General features: G+C 41.8%; 14 protein-coding genes and 1 pseudogene. 4 read left to right on the forward strand and 11 right to left on the reverse strand.

Annotation, left to right across the window (positions count from 1 at the left end; genetic code table 11):
• Positions 1–24: 24 nt before the first annotated feature.
• A complete protein-coding gene (locus tag AC0VX1_RS16675; RefSeq protein ID WP_413022825.1) occupies positions 25–561 on the forward strand; it encodes a DUF309 domain-containing protein in 537 nt (178 codons plus the stop codon).
• Between the two features lie 28 nt (positions 562–589).
• Here the strand turns inward: AC0VX1_RS16675 and AC0VX1_RS16680 are convergent, their stop codons facing one another.
• Positions 590–934, reverse strand: coding sequence for a GNAT family N-acetyltransferase (locus AC0VX1_RS16680; protein ID WP_034308124.1), 345 nt, complete (start codon positions 932–934; stop codon positions 590–592).
• Between the two features lie 586 nt (positions 935–1,520).
• Here AC0VX1_RS16680 and AC0VX1_RS16685 point away from each other — a divergent pair.
• Positions 1,521–2,381, forward strand: a complete 861-nt coding sequence (locus AC0VX1_RS16685; RefSeq protein ID WP_057278872.1) for a DUF1002 domain-containing protein — start codon at positions 1,521–1,523, stop codon at positions 2,379–2,381.
• A 333-nt stretch (positions 2,382–2,714) separates the two neighbouring features.
• Here the strand turns inward: AC0VX1_RS16685 and lysA are convergent, their stop codons facing one another.
• From lysA to AC0VX1_RS16710, 5 genes are all read right to left on the reverse strand, one after another.
• Positions 2,715–4,043, reverse strand: coding sequence for a diaminopimelate decarboxylase (lysA, locus tag AC0VX1_RS16690; RefSeq protein ID WP_268564120.1), 1,329 nt, complete (start codon positions 4,041–4,043; stop codon positions 2,715–2,717).
• Positions 4,044–4,314: 271 nt separating this feature from the next.
• Entirely contained in the window at positions 4,315–5,781 is a 1,467-nt protein-coding gene (locus AC0VX1_RS16695; protein ID WP_268936439.1) for a spore germination protein, read from the reverse strand.
• A complete protein-coding gene (gene spoVAEA / locus AC0VX1_RS16700) occupies positions 5,762–6,367 on the reverse strand; it encodes a stage V sporulation protein SpoVABEA (RefSeq protein ID WP_241634484.1) in 606 nt (201 codons plus the stop codon). Before spoVAEA ends, AC0VX1_RS16695 begins: the two co-directional genes overlap by 20 nt.
• Positions 6,368–6,410: 43 nt before the next feature.
• On the reverse strand, positions 6,411–6,833 hold the full coding sequence (locus AC0VX1_RS16705) for a stage V sporulation protein AB (protein WP_034308131.1): 423 nt from the start codon (positions 6,831–6,833) through the stop codon (positions 6,411–6,413).
• A complete protein-coding gene (locus tag AC0VX1_RS16710; RefSeq protein WP_063590672.1) occupies positions 6,823–7,440 on the reverse strand; it encodes a stage V sporulation protein AA in 618 nt (205 codons plus the stop codon). The genes AC0VX1_RS16705 and AC0VX1_RS16710 overlap by 11 nt, the downstream gene beginning before the upstream one ends.
• 412 nt (positions 7,441–7,852) lie before the next feature.
• Between AC0VX1_RS16710 and AC0VX1_RS16715 the strand changes: the two genes are divergently transcribed.
• Entirely contained in the window at positions 7,853–7,978 is a 126-nt protein-coding gene (locus AC0VX1_RS16715; RefSeq protein WP_475468009.1) for a hypothetical protein, read from the forward strand.
• Positions 7,978–8,165: pseudogene (locus tag AC0VX1_RS16720) on the forward strand (transposase); the annotation flags it as partial. The gene AC0VX1_RS16715 and the pseudogene AC0VX1_RS16720, both read left to right, overlap by 1 nt.
• A 155-nt stretch (positions 8,166–8,320) precedes the next feature.
• On the opposite strand, the gene AC0VX1_RS16725 reads toward AC0VX1_RS16720, so the two are convergent.
• The 5 genes from AC0VX1_RS16725 to AC0VX1_RS16745 all read right to left on the reverse strand — a co-directional run bounded on the left by AC0VX1_RS16725 (position 8,321) and on the right by AC0VX1_RS16745 (position 12,762).
• Complete coding sequence (locus AC0VX1_RS16725; RefSeq protein ID WP_057278875.1) at positions 8,321–9,610, reverse strand: NCS2 family permease; 1,290 nt, start codon at positions 9,608–9,610, stop codon at positions 8,321–8,323.
• A gap of 280 nt (positions 9,611–9,890) precedes the next feature.
• Complete coding sequence (sigF, locus tag AC0VX1_RS16730; protein ID WP_413022826.1) at positions 9,891–10,658, reverse strand: RNA polymerase sporulation sigma factor SigF; 768 nt, start codon at positions 10,656–10,658, stop codon at positions 9,891–9,893.
• 13 nt (positions 10,659–10,671) lie between these two features.
• Positions 10,672–11,112 carry an anti-sigma F factor gene (gene spoIIAB / locus AC0VX1_RS16735; RefSeq protein WP_034308139.1) on the reverse strand — a complete coding sequence of 147 codons (441 nt, stop codon included), beginning with the start codon at positions 11,110–11,112 and terminating at the stop codon, positions 10,672–10,674.
• A 1-nt stretch (position 11,113) separates the two neighbouring features.
• Positions 11,114–11,464 carry an anti-sigma F factor antagonist gene (spoIIAA, locus tag AC0VX1_RS16740; RefSeq protein WP_034308142.1) on the reverse strand — a complete coding sequence of 117 codons (351 nt, stop codon included), beginning with the start codon at positions 11,462–11,464 and terminating at the stop codon, positions 11,114–11,116.
• A 131-nt stretch (positions 11,465–11,595) separates the two neighbouring features.
• Positions 11,596–12,762, reverse strand: a complete 1,167-nt coding sequence (locus tag AC0VX1_RS16745; RefSeq protein WP_063575718.1) for a D-alanyl-D-alanine carboxypeptidase family protein — start codon at positions 12,760–12,762, stop codon at positions 11,596–11,598.
• Between the last annotated feature and the right edge of the window lie 58 nt (positions 12,763–12,820).

Raw genomic sequence — 12,820 nt, forward strand, 5'->3', positions numbered from 1 at the left:
CATCAAACAAAAGGGGTGCTCCTATTGACTTACGCGGAAGACTACCTTTCTTTCCTTGTCCATTTCCATGGAACGAGGGATTACTTCGAATGTCATGAAATCCTTGAAGAATATTGGAAGGAAACCGCACCAAAAGAGCGTGACTCTCATTGGGTCGGGCTCATTCAGATTGCGGTTGCCCTGTATCATGATCGCAGGGGAAACAAAAAAGGGGCTGCAAGGACCCTGTCTAAAGCCTTGGCAAATCTCCACCTAAAAAAGGCCGAGCTCCTGAAGTTGGGACTCGATCCAGAACGACTGTTCAAATTGCTCGAGGATACACATGAGCGAATGTTATCACAAAAGCCATATAAAAGCATCAATCTGCCAATATCGGATCAAAGACTGATCGAAAAATGCCAATCCATGTGTTCGCAAGCAGGATCCATATGGGGTGCGGATAGCGACATAACCAATACATCGATAGTTGATAAGCACCTAATGCGTGACCGTTCGGATGTCATTTCAGAAAGGGCTCGACAGCTATCCCTTCGAAAAACAAGAATGGAGGACCGCCCTTAAAGGCGATCCTCCATTCAAGCTTTCATATTCAGAAATCTTCACACCTGTCAAGAAAGCTTTCCGTAAACTCATTTGCTTTTAATTCTTTGTCAGGATATTGCTCCTTGATGGCCCTGACCATCGTTTTACCGATACCTTGCTTCCGGAAGGATGGATTTACAGATATATGTTGTATCTCAATGTGGGTTGGAGAGACTTCTATACCGATCAGGCCCGTAATCTCTTCATCTTTCCATAAGAACAGCTGTAGGTTTTCATCCGTTTCATAATTCTTCATCGTATTCCGAAGCGTTTTTATCTCTTTTTCATTTGGCATGAAAGATAATAATCCCATGGCAAACTTCTCATAACTTTTCTTATACTTAATCAACATAATATCCCTCGTTACTAAATAACGTTTTTATTATCTTCCTGTTTCCAATTAATTTGCTTTGAATAATAATCCTCACATATAACATTTACATCATACATAAAAATCCCGTTCGTTTCAACATCACTTTCAGCACTTGATTTATCAATGGGCTATGTGCTAAGCGATAAACAGCCAGTATACGATTCCCCATATCAAAGCGATAATAAGCATCATAAGTAAAAGAGTCTTATTACTTTTCCTCATCCCATACTCCCTTTATGAATGGACCAAATATTTAAATAACGAATTCATTCTACTATAACTTAACACAATCTGACAAATATCCTTGCAATCTTGCTTCAATTTTACTACATTGGTAAAGTGATCTAGGTTCATAGAGTGCCATCTTAGGTATAAAAGACAAAGATACACCCAACTTCTTCGTTTAAATGAACGTAGCTATTTGGCTATAAATTTTTTTCAGGAATATATGTATCTTTTTTAGCCTTTGTTTCGTCAAATACTATGAATCTGATTTAAAGTGCCGCCCTTTTATTGAAGGATTCCCAATTCAGCAGGAAAGTTAAGGAGGATTATCATGAAAAAAATGAATAAATGGGTCATTGTAACCATTTTATTATGTCTATTATTGCCATATAAGGCTTTTGCAGATGCAGCTGTTGGTGAAATGATCGTCACACTTGGTGAGAATTTGACAAATGAACAAAAAAGTATGATTTTATCAGAAATGAAAGCACCAAATGATGTTGAGGTTTTAACCGTTACAAATGCGGAGGAACATGAATACTTAGGAGACTATATCGCTAGCCGTCTAATCGGTACAAAAGCGATTTCATCCTCTGCGATTACTTTGGAGGAAAAAGGTACCGGTCTTAAACTTGAGTCGAAAAACATTAACTGGGTTTCCGATGAAATGTATATCAATGCACTGGCTACTGCAGGAGTAAAAGATGCTACCGTTTATGTCACCGCACCTATACCCGTTTCCGGTACAGCGGCTTTGACAGGAGTCATTAAAGCCTATGAAATATCTGCCGACAAGAAGATTCCTGAAGATGTGAAACAGGCAGCGAATGAGGAAATGGTGAAAACAGCAAAATTGGGTGACGAAATCGGTACGGAAGAAGCCTCTGCACTTGTTACGAAAATCAAAGAGGAAATGGCTGCAAATCCACCAGCCAATACTGAAGAGGTCCGCGAGGTTGTCGAGTCTTCAGCAAAAGACCTTGGAATCGCCTTAAATGAAGATCAAGTACAAAGTTTAATTGATTTATTCAATAAGCTAAAAGAATTGAATATTGATTGGAACGCTGTCGGTGATCAGCTGACTGCAGCTAAAGATAAACTTTCCAATTTTCTTGAATCCGAAGAGGGTCAATCATTTCTGGATAAATTGAAAGAAGTGTTCAGTAGTTTAATAGACGCAATCAAATCACTTTTCAGCTGATTCAAATAAAAAAAGGATGGCCAATGCCATCCTTTCAGACGTAGACAAACTCGATGAAAATCGAGTTTGTCTATTTTTATGCCTGTACAATTTGAGCGTTGAGTTCCACTGAAGGCACTCGCTTTCCGCGGGCGGTCCGGGAAGCCTCCTCGGCGCTATTGCGCCTGCGGGGTCTCCCTTTGACGCGCTTTTCCCGCAGGAGTCTCGTCCCCTTCCGTTCTAATTGAAGGTATTGCTATTGGTTATTTGGTTCGGGAACATCATTTGAGCAAAGTTACGTTTTCAAAGCCCTTTATTTACAAACTGAAAGGATGGCCAATGCCATCCTTTTTTCTATTCTTTATTGACGACTGCCGCTTCATGAAGGGCCAAGTCCAAATGGATAAGATCTTCGTAAGTTTCGCGTTTGATGACCAACCGGGCTTCTCCCTTTTCGGCAAAGACGACAGCCGGTCTCGGAATGCGATTGTAATTATTCGACATGGAATATCCATATGCCCCTGTACAAAATACCGCCAAGACATCACCGCGGCCGGCTTTCGGCAATGGTAAATCCCAAATCAACATATCTCCGCTTTCACAGCATTTTCCGGCAATGGACACTGTCTCTTCCACAGGGTCGAGCGGCCGGTTTGCAAGAATGGCATCATATTTAGCTTCGTAAAGAGCGGGACGTATATTATCACTCATGCCCCCATCTACGGCAATATATTTACGGACATTAGGAACTTCCTTTTCAGAACCCACCTTATACAGTGTCACACCGGCGTCTCCGACCAATGAACGGCCAGGTTCGATCCAGATTTCAGGCATCACTAAATCAGAATCAGCAATCAGGTTCTGCACTTCCCTAACGATCTCCTCAACATATTGAGACGCCGGTAGCGGGTCGTCCTCTTGTGTATACCGAATCCCGAATCCCCCTCCGAGATTCAATACCTGTGGTTGAAACCCTACCGAATCGTGCCAATCACTCAGCTTGCCGATAATTTTTTGGGCTGCCAGAAGGAAACCGGTCGTTTGAAAGATTTGGGAACCGATATGGCAGTGTAATCCAAGAACTTCCAGAAACTCACTATGAAGCGCTTGTCGAAGGGCAGCTTCTGCCTGGCCGTTAATAAGATCAAAACCAAATTTCGAATCTTCTTGCCCTGTCAAAATATAATCATGCGTATGGGCTTCAATACCAGGTGTTACACGAAGAAGGATTTTCACCTTTTGTTCACGGTTTGTACAAATTTCTTCCAACAGTGTCAACTCTGAAAAATTATCGACTACTATACAGCCAATGTCATGATCCAAAGCCATATGTAGCTCTTCTTCACTTTTGTTATTTCCATGGAAGTGAATCCGTTCTGTTGGGAAATTTGCCTTAATTGCCGTATATAATTCCCCCGCTGAGACAACATCGAGAGACAGTCCCTCTTGCTCAGCCAACTGGATCATGGCAATCGAAGAAAAGGCCTTACTTGCGTAAGCAACTTGTGCTGAAACCCCCAATTCCTCAAAAGTTCTCTTGAACCCCCTCGCCCGTTCGCGAATTAGCTCTACATCATAAACATATAATGGTGTACCAAATTGTTCGATCAATTCGATCGTGTCCACTCCGCCAATCTCCAGATGTCCACGTTCATTGACACCGCCGGTTCCGTACAAATGCATGATAGCCTCACCTTCCTGACTTAAAACTATTAATAAGAAATGAGGCAGCCTCAAATAAAGAAAACCTGCTGTAAAGGGTCTTCTATATAATCCAGCCTCATCCGAATCAATTATCCCATGTAAATATTGTTATCTATGACTGCTTAGTAGTTCGAAGGGAAAGACATATTGGTTTAAACTCCAAAGAGTCATAGTAGCTTTATCTCTTTGTTAAGCCCAACTTTATCGCTTTATCCGAATAAAAATAAATTACCACAACTTTTCGACAACATCAACCTTTAGATTTTCTAGGCTGTCTATATAGATCTTGGGGATGTACAATGCTCGGCCGTTCTATAGTACCAGGATAAGGTCTTCTTAATATTATATGTGACAAGGCCTTCGGCTGAAACGGGAGAAGCGGCCATAAATAAGGTGTATTTAATGTTTTTATACTAGTGAGCATGATCAAATAGAGTGTGATGCCTATGACTAAGCCCGGCACTTTAAATAATGCGACCAAGACTATCAGTGCTAAACGGGTAATTTTATTTGCAACTCCTAGTTCTAAACTCGGAGTGACAAATGTACCTATTGTCGCAACGGAAGCGTAGAGAACCACTTCAGGAACAAATAGGCCAACATCTATCGCTATCTGTCCTATCAAAACTGCCGCAACCAAGCCCATTGCCGTGGAAAGCGGGGTCGGGGTATGAACGGCTGCCATCCTTAAAAATTCTATCCCAATATCGGAAATGAAGATTTGGATCACAATGGGTATATGTGTTTTTTCATTCGGCCCGATAAACTCGAGCTTCTCCGGCAGGAGGGAAGGTTCTAAACAGAACAATAACCATATCGGCAGCAAGAATAACGAAACGAAAATCCCGAGAAAACGGACCCAGCGCACCAAGGTCCCGACGGCAGGCGCCTGCCGATACTCCTCGGCGTGTTGCATGTGATGGAAAAGGGTGGACGGGGTAATGATGACACTCGGTGAGGTATCCACATAAATAAGGACATGGCCCTCAAGCAAATGCGTTGCCGCCACATCAGCCCGTTCCGTATATCTGACAAGCGGGTATGGGTTATACCTTTGCTTTACGATGAACTCTTCGATTGTTTTATCAGACATCGTTATGCCATCAACCTCAATATTATTCAATTCCTTACGAACGATTTCTATTAAATCCGGATCGGCAATATCTTTAATGTAGCCGATGGATATATCCGATTTCGATCGTTCCCCCACATGCAGCATTTCGAAACGTAATCTTTCATCCCGGATTCTTCGTCTGGTTATCGCCGTGTTTATGATGATATTCTCGACAAAACCATCCCTTGATCCACGGACGACTTTTTCGGTATCGGGTTCTACTGGCTGTCTCCCGGGATAACTCCTGACATCCACGACCAGCCCTATTGGTTTACCATCAACAACAACGACGATTAAACCGGATAATACCTGATCAACAAGCTCATCCATCGTCTTTATTTCCTGAACGGATTGGTGTACGAGCAAGTCTTTGACTACATCAAAAACTTTAGTAGACACGATATCGGCATTTTTGTTATGAATGAGAGAATCGAGGATATCAATGATGTACTCCGTATCCGTCAGCCCGTTTATATAGTAAAGATGTACATCTTTTCTTAAGACCTTTATCTTTCTTACTCCTAAGTCAAAGCTGACGCCTAGACCTACTTTCTCTTCCATGTATGCGTCAACTTCCGCTACCCTACTCGGAATCGGCATCATGTTTTGAGGTTTCTCTGAAGTCATCATGACCACTCCTTTCCAATATGATCTCCACCGCTAGCTTCGTTATCGGTGCTCCTCTTTTAAAATCGTCCTGATGGGACATTTTTCCGATATCCCCTATCCCAACTACTATGGGAACATGTAATTGATCGATGCAATACACCGTATCTCCTGTTATCTTGCCCAGCTCAAATTCCTCGGCGCCGTATTTATCAACCCCGTTCGGTGTCAAATTACCATCACGGTCAATACAGATATCCACCTTGGTCCACTCTTCCCTTCTGGTCTTTGAAGCGACCGCTATCACGCCAAGGACATCAATATCAGGGTGTCCGGCAACTACCTTCATTGCCTGTTCGCCTGATCCTTCTCCTATAAAACCGCTATCATCAAACATGACCAATACAGGATCATACTTCGCCTTTTTTATTAATTCAACTAACTCCAAGCCCGTATATCGTGATGGATTACCTTGGGACATGGAGATACATCTTCCCCCTATTTCCTTGGCTACATGCTCGACAGCCCGTTTTGCATACTCATCTCCATCCGTAATCAATATCACTTTTCGTTTGGTCACCATCTTGGGCCTACCTTTCATCATCAGGAATAGTTACCTTTTACACTTATAAGTCGACAAAATAAATCCATTGGAATAATGATCCGGCTATTTTCCCCAATACGAGTGCCATTAACAAATAAATGATCTTCTCTTGAATTCCGATTCGTTTTGAAAGAACTGGAAATACATTCAGGACTTCAGTTAAGGCAGCCGCAAGCATCCCATTAAATATCCCGTCAGCCAAACCGATCGGAATTAAAAGAAAATGCGGAAGTGAAAGTTCCGTTTCCTGTAATCCTAACCATGTCCCTGCGACAACTCCGGCAATGATGGCTCCTTCATAGTAATGTATCATTTTCATTGTTTTTGTCAGCTGAGTCAGTCTTGGAATCACCCCAAGTACAGTTAAAAACGCTACAAAACCGGCACCTGTTGCAAACCCCCCGGCTAAACCGACAAAGATTCCGAAGATGATTTTACCGGTCATCAAGGTGGCGCACGTTTTCCTTATTTTCATTCATGATTACATAACGGTCCAAATCCTGCTGATAATTGAACATTTCAACCTCGAGCGGACTAGGTTCCTCATTGAAGCGTTTTTTAAAGAAATGATTAAAAAATAGAATCATGCCCATACCAAGGCCGAAGCTATATGGGATTTGGATCAATAACGGCTTATCTTCCACTTTTCCCGTTATTATAGTAAAGATTTTTTGATGCACTTCCCCCATGCTGACATCCACATGAAAATTCATGATCGTCATCCCGCCGCCGACAAATAACAAAAACCAAACTAAAGCGAATGTCAGGTATGACATTTTCTTTTTCGAGAGGATGACTTCGATGATCGTTTGGGAAGGGCCGAATGTTTCCACTTCAATAGTCGGATCCACCTTGCGGATGGCCATGATAACTTGAGCTAAATCAATGACAATAATATTCTTATCTTCCTTCTTGACCGTTAATAATATGATTTCTTCAATTTTGGTAATCACTTCTTCAGGTCCGATTATCCTTGCAATATCTTTTATCCTCACCGTTTGATTTCCCTTTGCTTGTACACGGTTCCTCATCCTGATATATACAACTGCCATTATCATCACATCCCGACCTTTTATTTCCTTATGCTAGTAGTATGGATTGGAAGCAGTTTGAAAATGCAGGAAGTGAACCATGTCCAAATATTACTAATTTGAAACCAAAAAAAGACACGCTGCAATGACAGCATGTCTCAAACTGTAAACAAATTCGATTAAAAACGAGTTTGACTACAGTTTTTTTTGCTTGTACAAACTTGGACGTTGATTGGAACGTAGGGCACTCGCTTTCCGCGGGCGGTCCGCCCTCGGCGCATTTGCGCCTGTGGGGTCTCCCTTGGACTCGCTATTCCCGCAGGAGTCTCGCACACCCGCTCCAATCAACTATGTTTGAAAATTTGGATTGAACTCCTTTTGCCTACAGTCTTTTTTGTTTTAAAATAGATCTATTAAAATTTGAGGTATGAGGATGCTTTCGAAACATTATCTTCAACGAGATCAACTTGAAATGATTACTTTAGATCAACTGGTGCCGGCGAACCATTTGGTTCGTAAAATGGAGGCTTCCATTGATCCAGTCATCATCAAGATGTAAAACCTTTATATTCGAAACGTAAAGAAACGATTGAGCATGTATTCTCAGATGCAAAAGAAAGCATTGTATGCGTTGGGTAACTTTAAGGGGACTTAAAAAATTGTTAATGCAAGCGATGCTTACTTTCGCTGCCATTAATTTAAAGAAGATGGCCACGCGGACATGGCAAGGTCCTAAAATCCCGTAACATAGTGACTCGAAGAGCCCAAATCTCTTAACCTTTGGTCAAAATTTCAAAGGGAATTTTAAAAGGGGTTCGGAATTTTTAATTCCGAACCCCTTTTGCCTACAAACTGAGACACCTGCAATGTCAGAGATGTCTTTTTGGTTTACATTCAACTATTAATGAGTGGGGAAGAAAATCAGCTGAACCAAAAATATCAAACCAAAAATATATATGAGCGGATGTACCGATTTTCCTTTTCCGCTGAATACCTTCATTAGGGGATATGTAATGAACCCAATTGCAATCCCTGTAGATATACTTGAAGTAAGCGGCATCGTTAAAATGATCGCAAATGCCGGAAATGCCTCATCAAAAAGTTTCCAATTGACTTTAGCCAGACCTTCCATCATGAAACATCCCACGATGATCAAAACGGGTGCTGTGATTGCCTGAACGGAAGAAATTGCCGATATCAATGGAGAAAAGAAAATCGATACAGCAAACAAGATGGCCACGACAGTAGCGGTCAATCCCGTACGTCCGCCTGCAGCCACTCCCGTACTCGATTCCACATAGGCAGTCGATGGGCTTGTACCAAACATCGAGCCCACTGTAGTCGCAATCGCATCACCTAAAAAGGCTTTCTTTGCACGAGGGATTTTCCCATCCTTCGTTAGTCCTGCCTGTTCTGTCACGCCAATCAAGGTGCCTGTCGTATCGAAGATCGTCACAAGTAAAAAGGCGAAGACAATTGAATATAAAGAATTCGTGAAGACCCCAGCGATATCGATATCGAAAAATACTGGTGTCGGAGGTACAGATAAGACCCCATCGAAGTCGAGCAAACCGATAAAGTAGGCAATGATTGCCGTAACGATCATGCCAATGAAAATGGCCCCTTTTATATTACGGGCCATAAAAATCAAGGTAATGAATAAGCCTGCTAACGCTAAAACGGTTCCTGGCTGATGTAAATCGCCAAGCGTCACCATCGTTGATTCATTTGGCACTATGATTCCAGCATTTTTCAATCCGATAAATGCAATGAATAAACCAATTCCGGATGTAATGCCATATTTTAATGAGTTAGGAATCGCATCAATTATCATTTTACGCAAGCTAGTCACGCTAATTAATAGAAATAGCAAACCAGCAATGAAAACCGTACCGAATACGGTCTGGTATGAAAGGCCCTGTGCCCCCACCACGCTGGCAAAATAAGCATTCAAGCCCATCCCTGGTGCTATCGCTATCGGGTATTTTGCAACGAGCCCCATGATTAGGGTACCAATCACCGCTGATATGACCGTTGCCATGAAAACTTGTTCAAATGGAATTCCGATTGAAGACAATAAAGCCGGATTCACAATGAGGATATAAACCATAGTCAAAAATGTCGTAACACCCGCCATGACTTCTGTACGGACATCCGTCCCATTTTCTTTCAGGGAGAAAAACTTTTCCATAAACATATTTTAGACCTCCAGATCTAAAGGAATCACCGACAACCGTTTGCACGAAAAGACAAGGTGTCCTAATATTGTACTGCATCGACGTTTTTCCTGTTCATTATTCATTGAAAGAAAGATAAAAAAACGAATGAGAAACGCGACCTTTACTATAATATTCGTTTTTATCCCTAAATTCAACTAAAAATTCGGCCCCATCCCTAGTTTCATCTTAAATCACTTTTACTTTTTCCTAAAATCAGTATTTATTTTCAGCTCAATAAAAAAACCACATGAATCACTGATTCATGTGGTTTTTCATTTGCTGAAGAATCTTTTTCTCCAGCCTTGATACCTGAACTTGGGAAATACCAAGCCTTGCCGCCACTTCCGATTGCGTCTGATCTTTATAATACCTCAGGAAAACAATCAGCCTTTCACGTTCATTCAATTCATGTATGGCTTCTTTCAAAGCGATTTGATCGAACCAGGATGTTTCATTATGGTCGGCAATCTGGTCAAGAAGAGTAATCGGATCTCCATCATTTTCGTAAACCGTTTCATGGATCGATGAAGGGCTCCTGCTAGCTTCTTGGGCCATGATGATTTCCTCTGGCGAAAGCTCTAGATGTGCCGCCAATTCATTGACAGTCGGAACGCGGCCATACGTCTTTGAAAGTTCCTCTTTGGCCCTGCGAATTTTATTCGCCATTTCCTTTAATGACCGGCTTACTTTAACCGTTCCGTCATCACGGATAAAACGTTGGATTTCACCAATGATCATAGGCACAGCATACGTTGAGAATTTCACTTCAAACGATAAGTCAAATTTATCCACGGACTTCAACAGACCTATACAGCCTATTTGATAAAGGTCATCCGGTTCGTAACCTCGATTGAGGAATCTTTGCACTACTGACCATACAAGCCTCAGATTGCTATTGACAATCAGATTCCTCGCATCTTGGTCACCGCTCTGGCTGCGTTGGATTAAATTCCGCAATTCCTCATCTTTTAAATGGGGCTGGCCTTTCTTGCTCTTCTCGTTTTTAACCTCCACATCCATATGCAAGTCTCCCTTAATTGCACAAAGCTCTGCTTGTAGTTAAGTGCTTTTTTAATCGAATGATCGTGCCTTCGCCCTTATGGGAAATTATATTGATTTCATCCATGAAGTTTTCCATGATGGTGAATCCCATACCGGAACGCTCAAGTTCGGGTTTTGTCGTAAATAACGGCTGTTTAGCCTCCTCGACGTCTTCAATGCCCAGTCCTTCATCCCGGATGGTCAATTCCACAGTATCGCCTTCGATGACCACTGAAATGTAGACCCAACCTTCCGGGTCACTCTCATACCCATGGATGATCGAATTCGTAACGGCTTCTGACACGACAGTCTTGATCTCTGTCAATTCATCCATCGTCGGGTCCAATTGGGCAATGAATGCCGCAACAGTTACCCTGGCAAAAGATTCATTTTGGCTAAGTGCAGAAAATTTCGTTTCCATTTTATTTTTCATATTAGGCAACCCCCAGTCTTTGCAAAGCGTTTTTTTCGGATAGTTCCATTTTAACAATTTTAAACAACCCTGACATCTCAAATAACCGCTTTACTGCTGGAGAAATTGCACAGACCACCATTTCACCTTGCTTTTTGTTTACCTGCTTATAACGGCCCAAAATAACTCCGAGCCCTGAACTGTCCATAAAATCCAATTCTTCCATATTAAGGATGATATGCTTGATATTATGCTTTTGAATGGCTGCCTCTGCCTGATTTTTCAATTTTTCTGCTGTATGATGATCTAAATCACCTTTGAGACGAATGCACAATACGCGATTTTTCGCCTCCATATTAATCGTAAGACTCATTATATACAGCCTCCTTCACTGTCTTATAAAGAGTCAAATTCTCTTTTTCACCTGCCGATTCCTCCTTACTAGCAAAACTAGTGGAGTTTCGCCTAAATTAGTACGATTAACTGGCAATGCGACAATTTATTCTATTTCGAATGGGTAAACATGCCGAAAGCCCGTTTATACAATTGCCACCAGCTGGCATTATCAACAGTTTCCTTCGCAACAATCGGAGATTCGACATATACCTTACCGTTTTTCTTCAATTCAAGCGTACCAATTTCATCACCTTTTTTAATCGGGGCATCCAAATCTTTATCAAGCGTGATTTTTTTTGTAAAGTCCTTTGCCGTTCCGTTTTTGGCTGTCAAAACTGAAATAGGTTCACTTGTGACGCCCACCACGGTTTTCTTTTGCCCTTTACTTACCTTGGCTTCACCTAACACCTCACCGCGTTTATAAATAGGGTATGTGATGTATTGTGAAAATGCATAATCTAACATCTTGGTAACCTGAGCGTTTCGTTCCTTTGGAGAAACGGCTCCGAAAACGACGGCAATGACACGCATATTCCCTTTTTTAGCAGTCGCTGTCAAACAATATTTCGCTTCATTTGTGAATCCTGTTTTCAGTCCATCGACCCCAGGATAAAATTTCACTAACCTATTTGTGTTGACAAGCCAAAACTTCTTTTCGGTATTTTCACGGAGATAATCTTCATATGTACCCGTGAACCTTGTAATCGTATCGTATTTCAATAATTCCTTCGCCATGATCGACATATCATGTGCTGAGCTGTAATGATCTTTAACAGGAAGTCCTGTTGCGTTTTGGAACTTTGTATTTTTCAAACCGAGGTCTTTCGCCTTTTTGTTCATTTCCCTGACAAACTCTTCTTCCGATCCAGCTAGACGTTCAGCCATCGCCACCGATGCATCATTCGCCGAACCAATCGAGATGCCTTTAAGCATTTGTTCCGTGGTCATTTCTTCACCTGGCTCGAGGAAGATCTGGGAACCGCCCATCGACGCTGCATACTCACTAGTCCTGATTTTCTCCTTCATGCTGAGTTCGCCTTTATCGATCGCTTCCATGATCAGCAGCATCGTCATGATTTTCGTCATGCTTGCCGGTGAAAGGCGATCGTCTGCATTTTTATCATAGAGAACAGTACCTGTATCCCGTTCAATCAAAATAGCGGATTTAGCATTTGCCGCCAGTTCGACTCCTTTTTCTTCAGCTGCTTTTGTATGCGGGATGTTAAAACCCAATGCTACCAAAACGGTTAAAAATACAGAAAGAATCCGCTTCATCTCCATACCCTCCAATCTTTATATTTTTTATTTTTTCCATTAAACCCATTTTTATACA

The sequence above is a fragment of the Peribacillus sp. QJM3NY_7 genome (assembly GCF_056173225.1).

Excerpts from the sequence above, each read along its gene's own strand:
- AC0VX1_RS16680 (WP_034308124.1), bottom strand. The coding sequence starts at position 934 with ATGTTGATTAAGTATAAGAAAAGTTATGAGAAGTTTGCCATGGGATTA.
- AC0VX1_RS16685 (WP_057278872.1), top strand. The coding sequence starts at position 1,521 with ATGAATAAATGGGTCATTGTAACCATTTTATTATGTCTATTATTGCCA.
- lysA (WP_268564120.1), bottom strand. The coding sequence starts at position 4,043 with ATGCATTTGTACGGAACCGGCGGTGTCAATGAACGTGGACATCTGGAG.
- AC0VX1_RS16695 (WP_268936439.1), bottom strand. The coding sequence starts at position 5,781 with ATGATGCCGATTCCGAGTAGGGTAGCGGAAGTTGACGCATACATGGAA.
- spoVAEA (WP_241634484.1), bottom strand. The coding sequence starts at position 6,367 with ATGGTGACCAAACGAAAAGTGATATTGATTACGGATGGAGATGAGTAT.
- AC0VX1_RS16705 (WP_034308131.1), bottom strand. The coding sequence starts at position 6,833 with ATGACCGGTAAAATCATCTTCGGAATCTTTGTCGGTTTAGCCGGGGGG.
- AC0VX1_RS16710 (WP_063590672.1), bottom strand. The coding sequence starts at position 7,440 with ATGGCAGTTGTATATATCAGGATGAGGAACCGTGTACAAGCAAAGGGA.
- AC0VX1_RS16715 (WP_475468009.1), top strand. The coding sequence starts at position 7,853 with ATGCTTTCGAAACATTATCTTCAACGAGATCAACTTGAAATGATTACT.
- AC0VX1_RS16725 (WP_057278875.1), bottom strand. The coding sequence starts at position 9,610 with ATGGAAAAGTTTTTCTCCCTGAAAGAAAATGGGACGGATGTCCGTACA.
- sigF (WP_413022826.1), bottom strand. The coding sequence starts at position 10,658 with ATGGATGTGGAGGTTAAAAACGAGAAGAGCAAGAAAGGCCAGCCCCAT.
- spoIIAB (WP_034308139.1), bottom strand. The coding sequence starts at position 11,112 with ATGAAAAATAAAATGGAAACGAAATTTTCTGCACTTAGCCAAAATGAA.
- spoIIAA (WP_034308142.1), bottom strand. The coding sequence starts at position 11,464 with ATGAGTCTTACGATTAATATGGAGGCGAAAAATCGCGTATTGTGCATT.
- AC0VX1_RS16745 (WP_063575718.1), bottom strand. The coding sequence starts at position 12,762 with ATGAAGCGGATTCTTTCTGTATTTTTAACCGTTTTGGTAGCATTGGGT.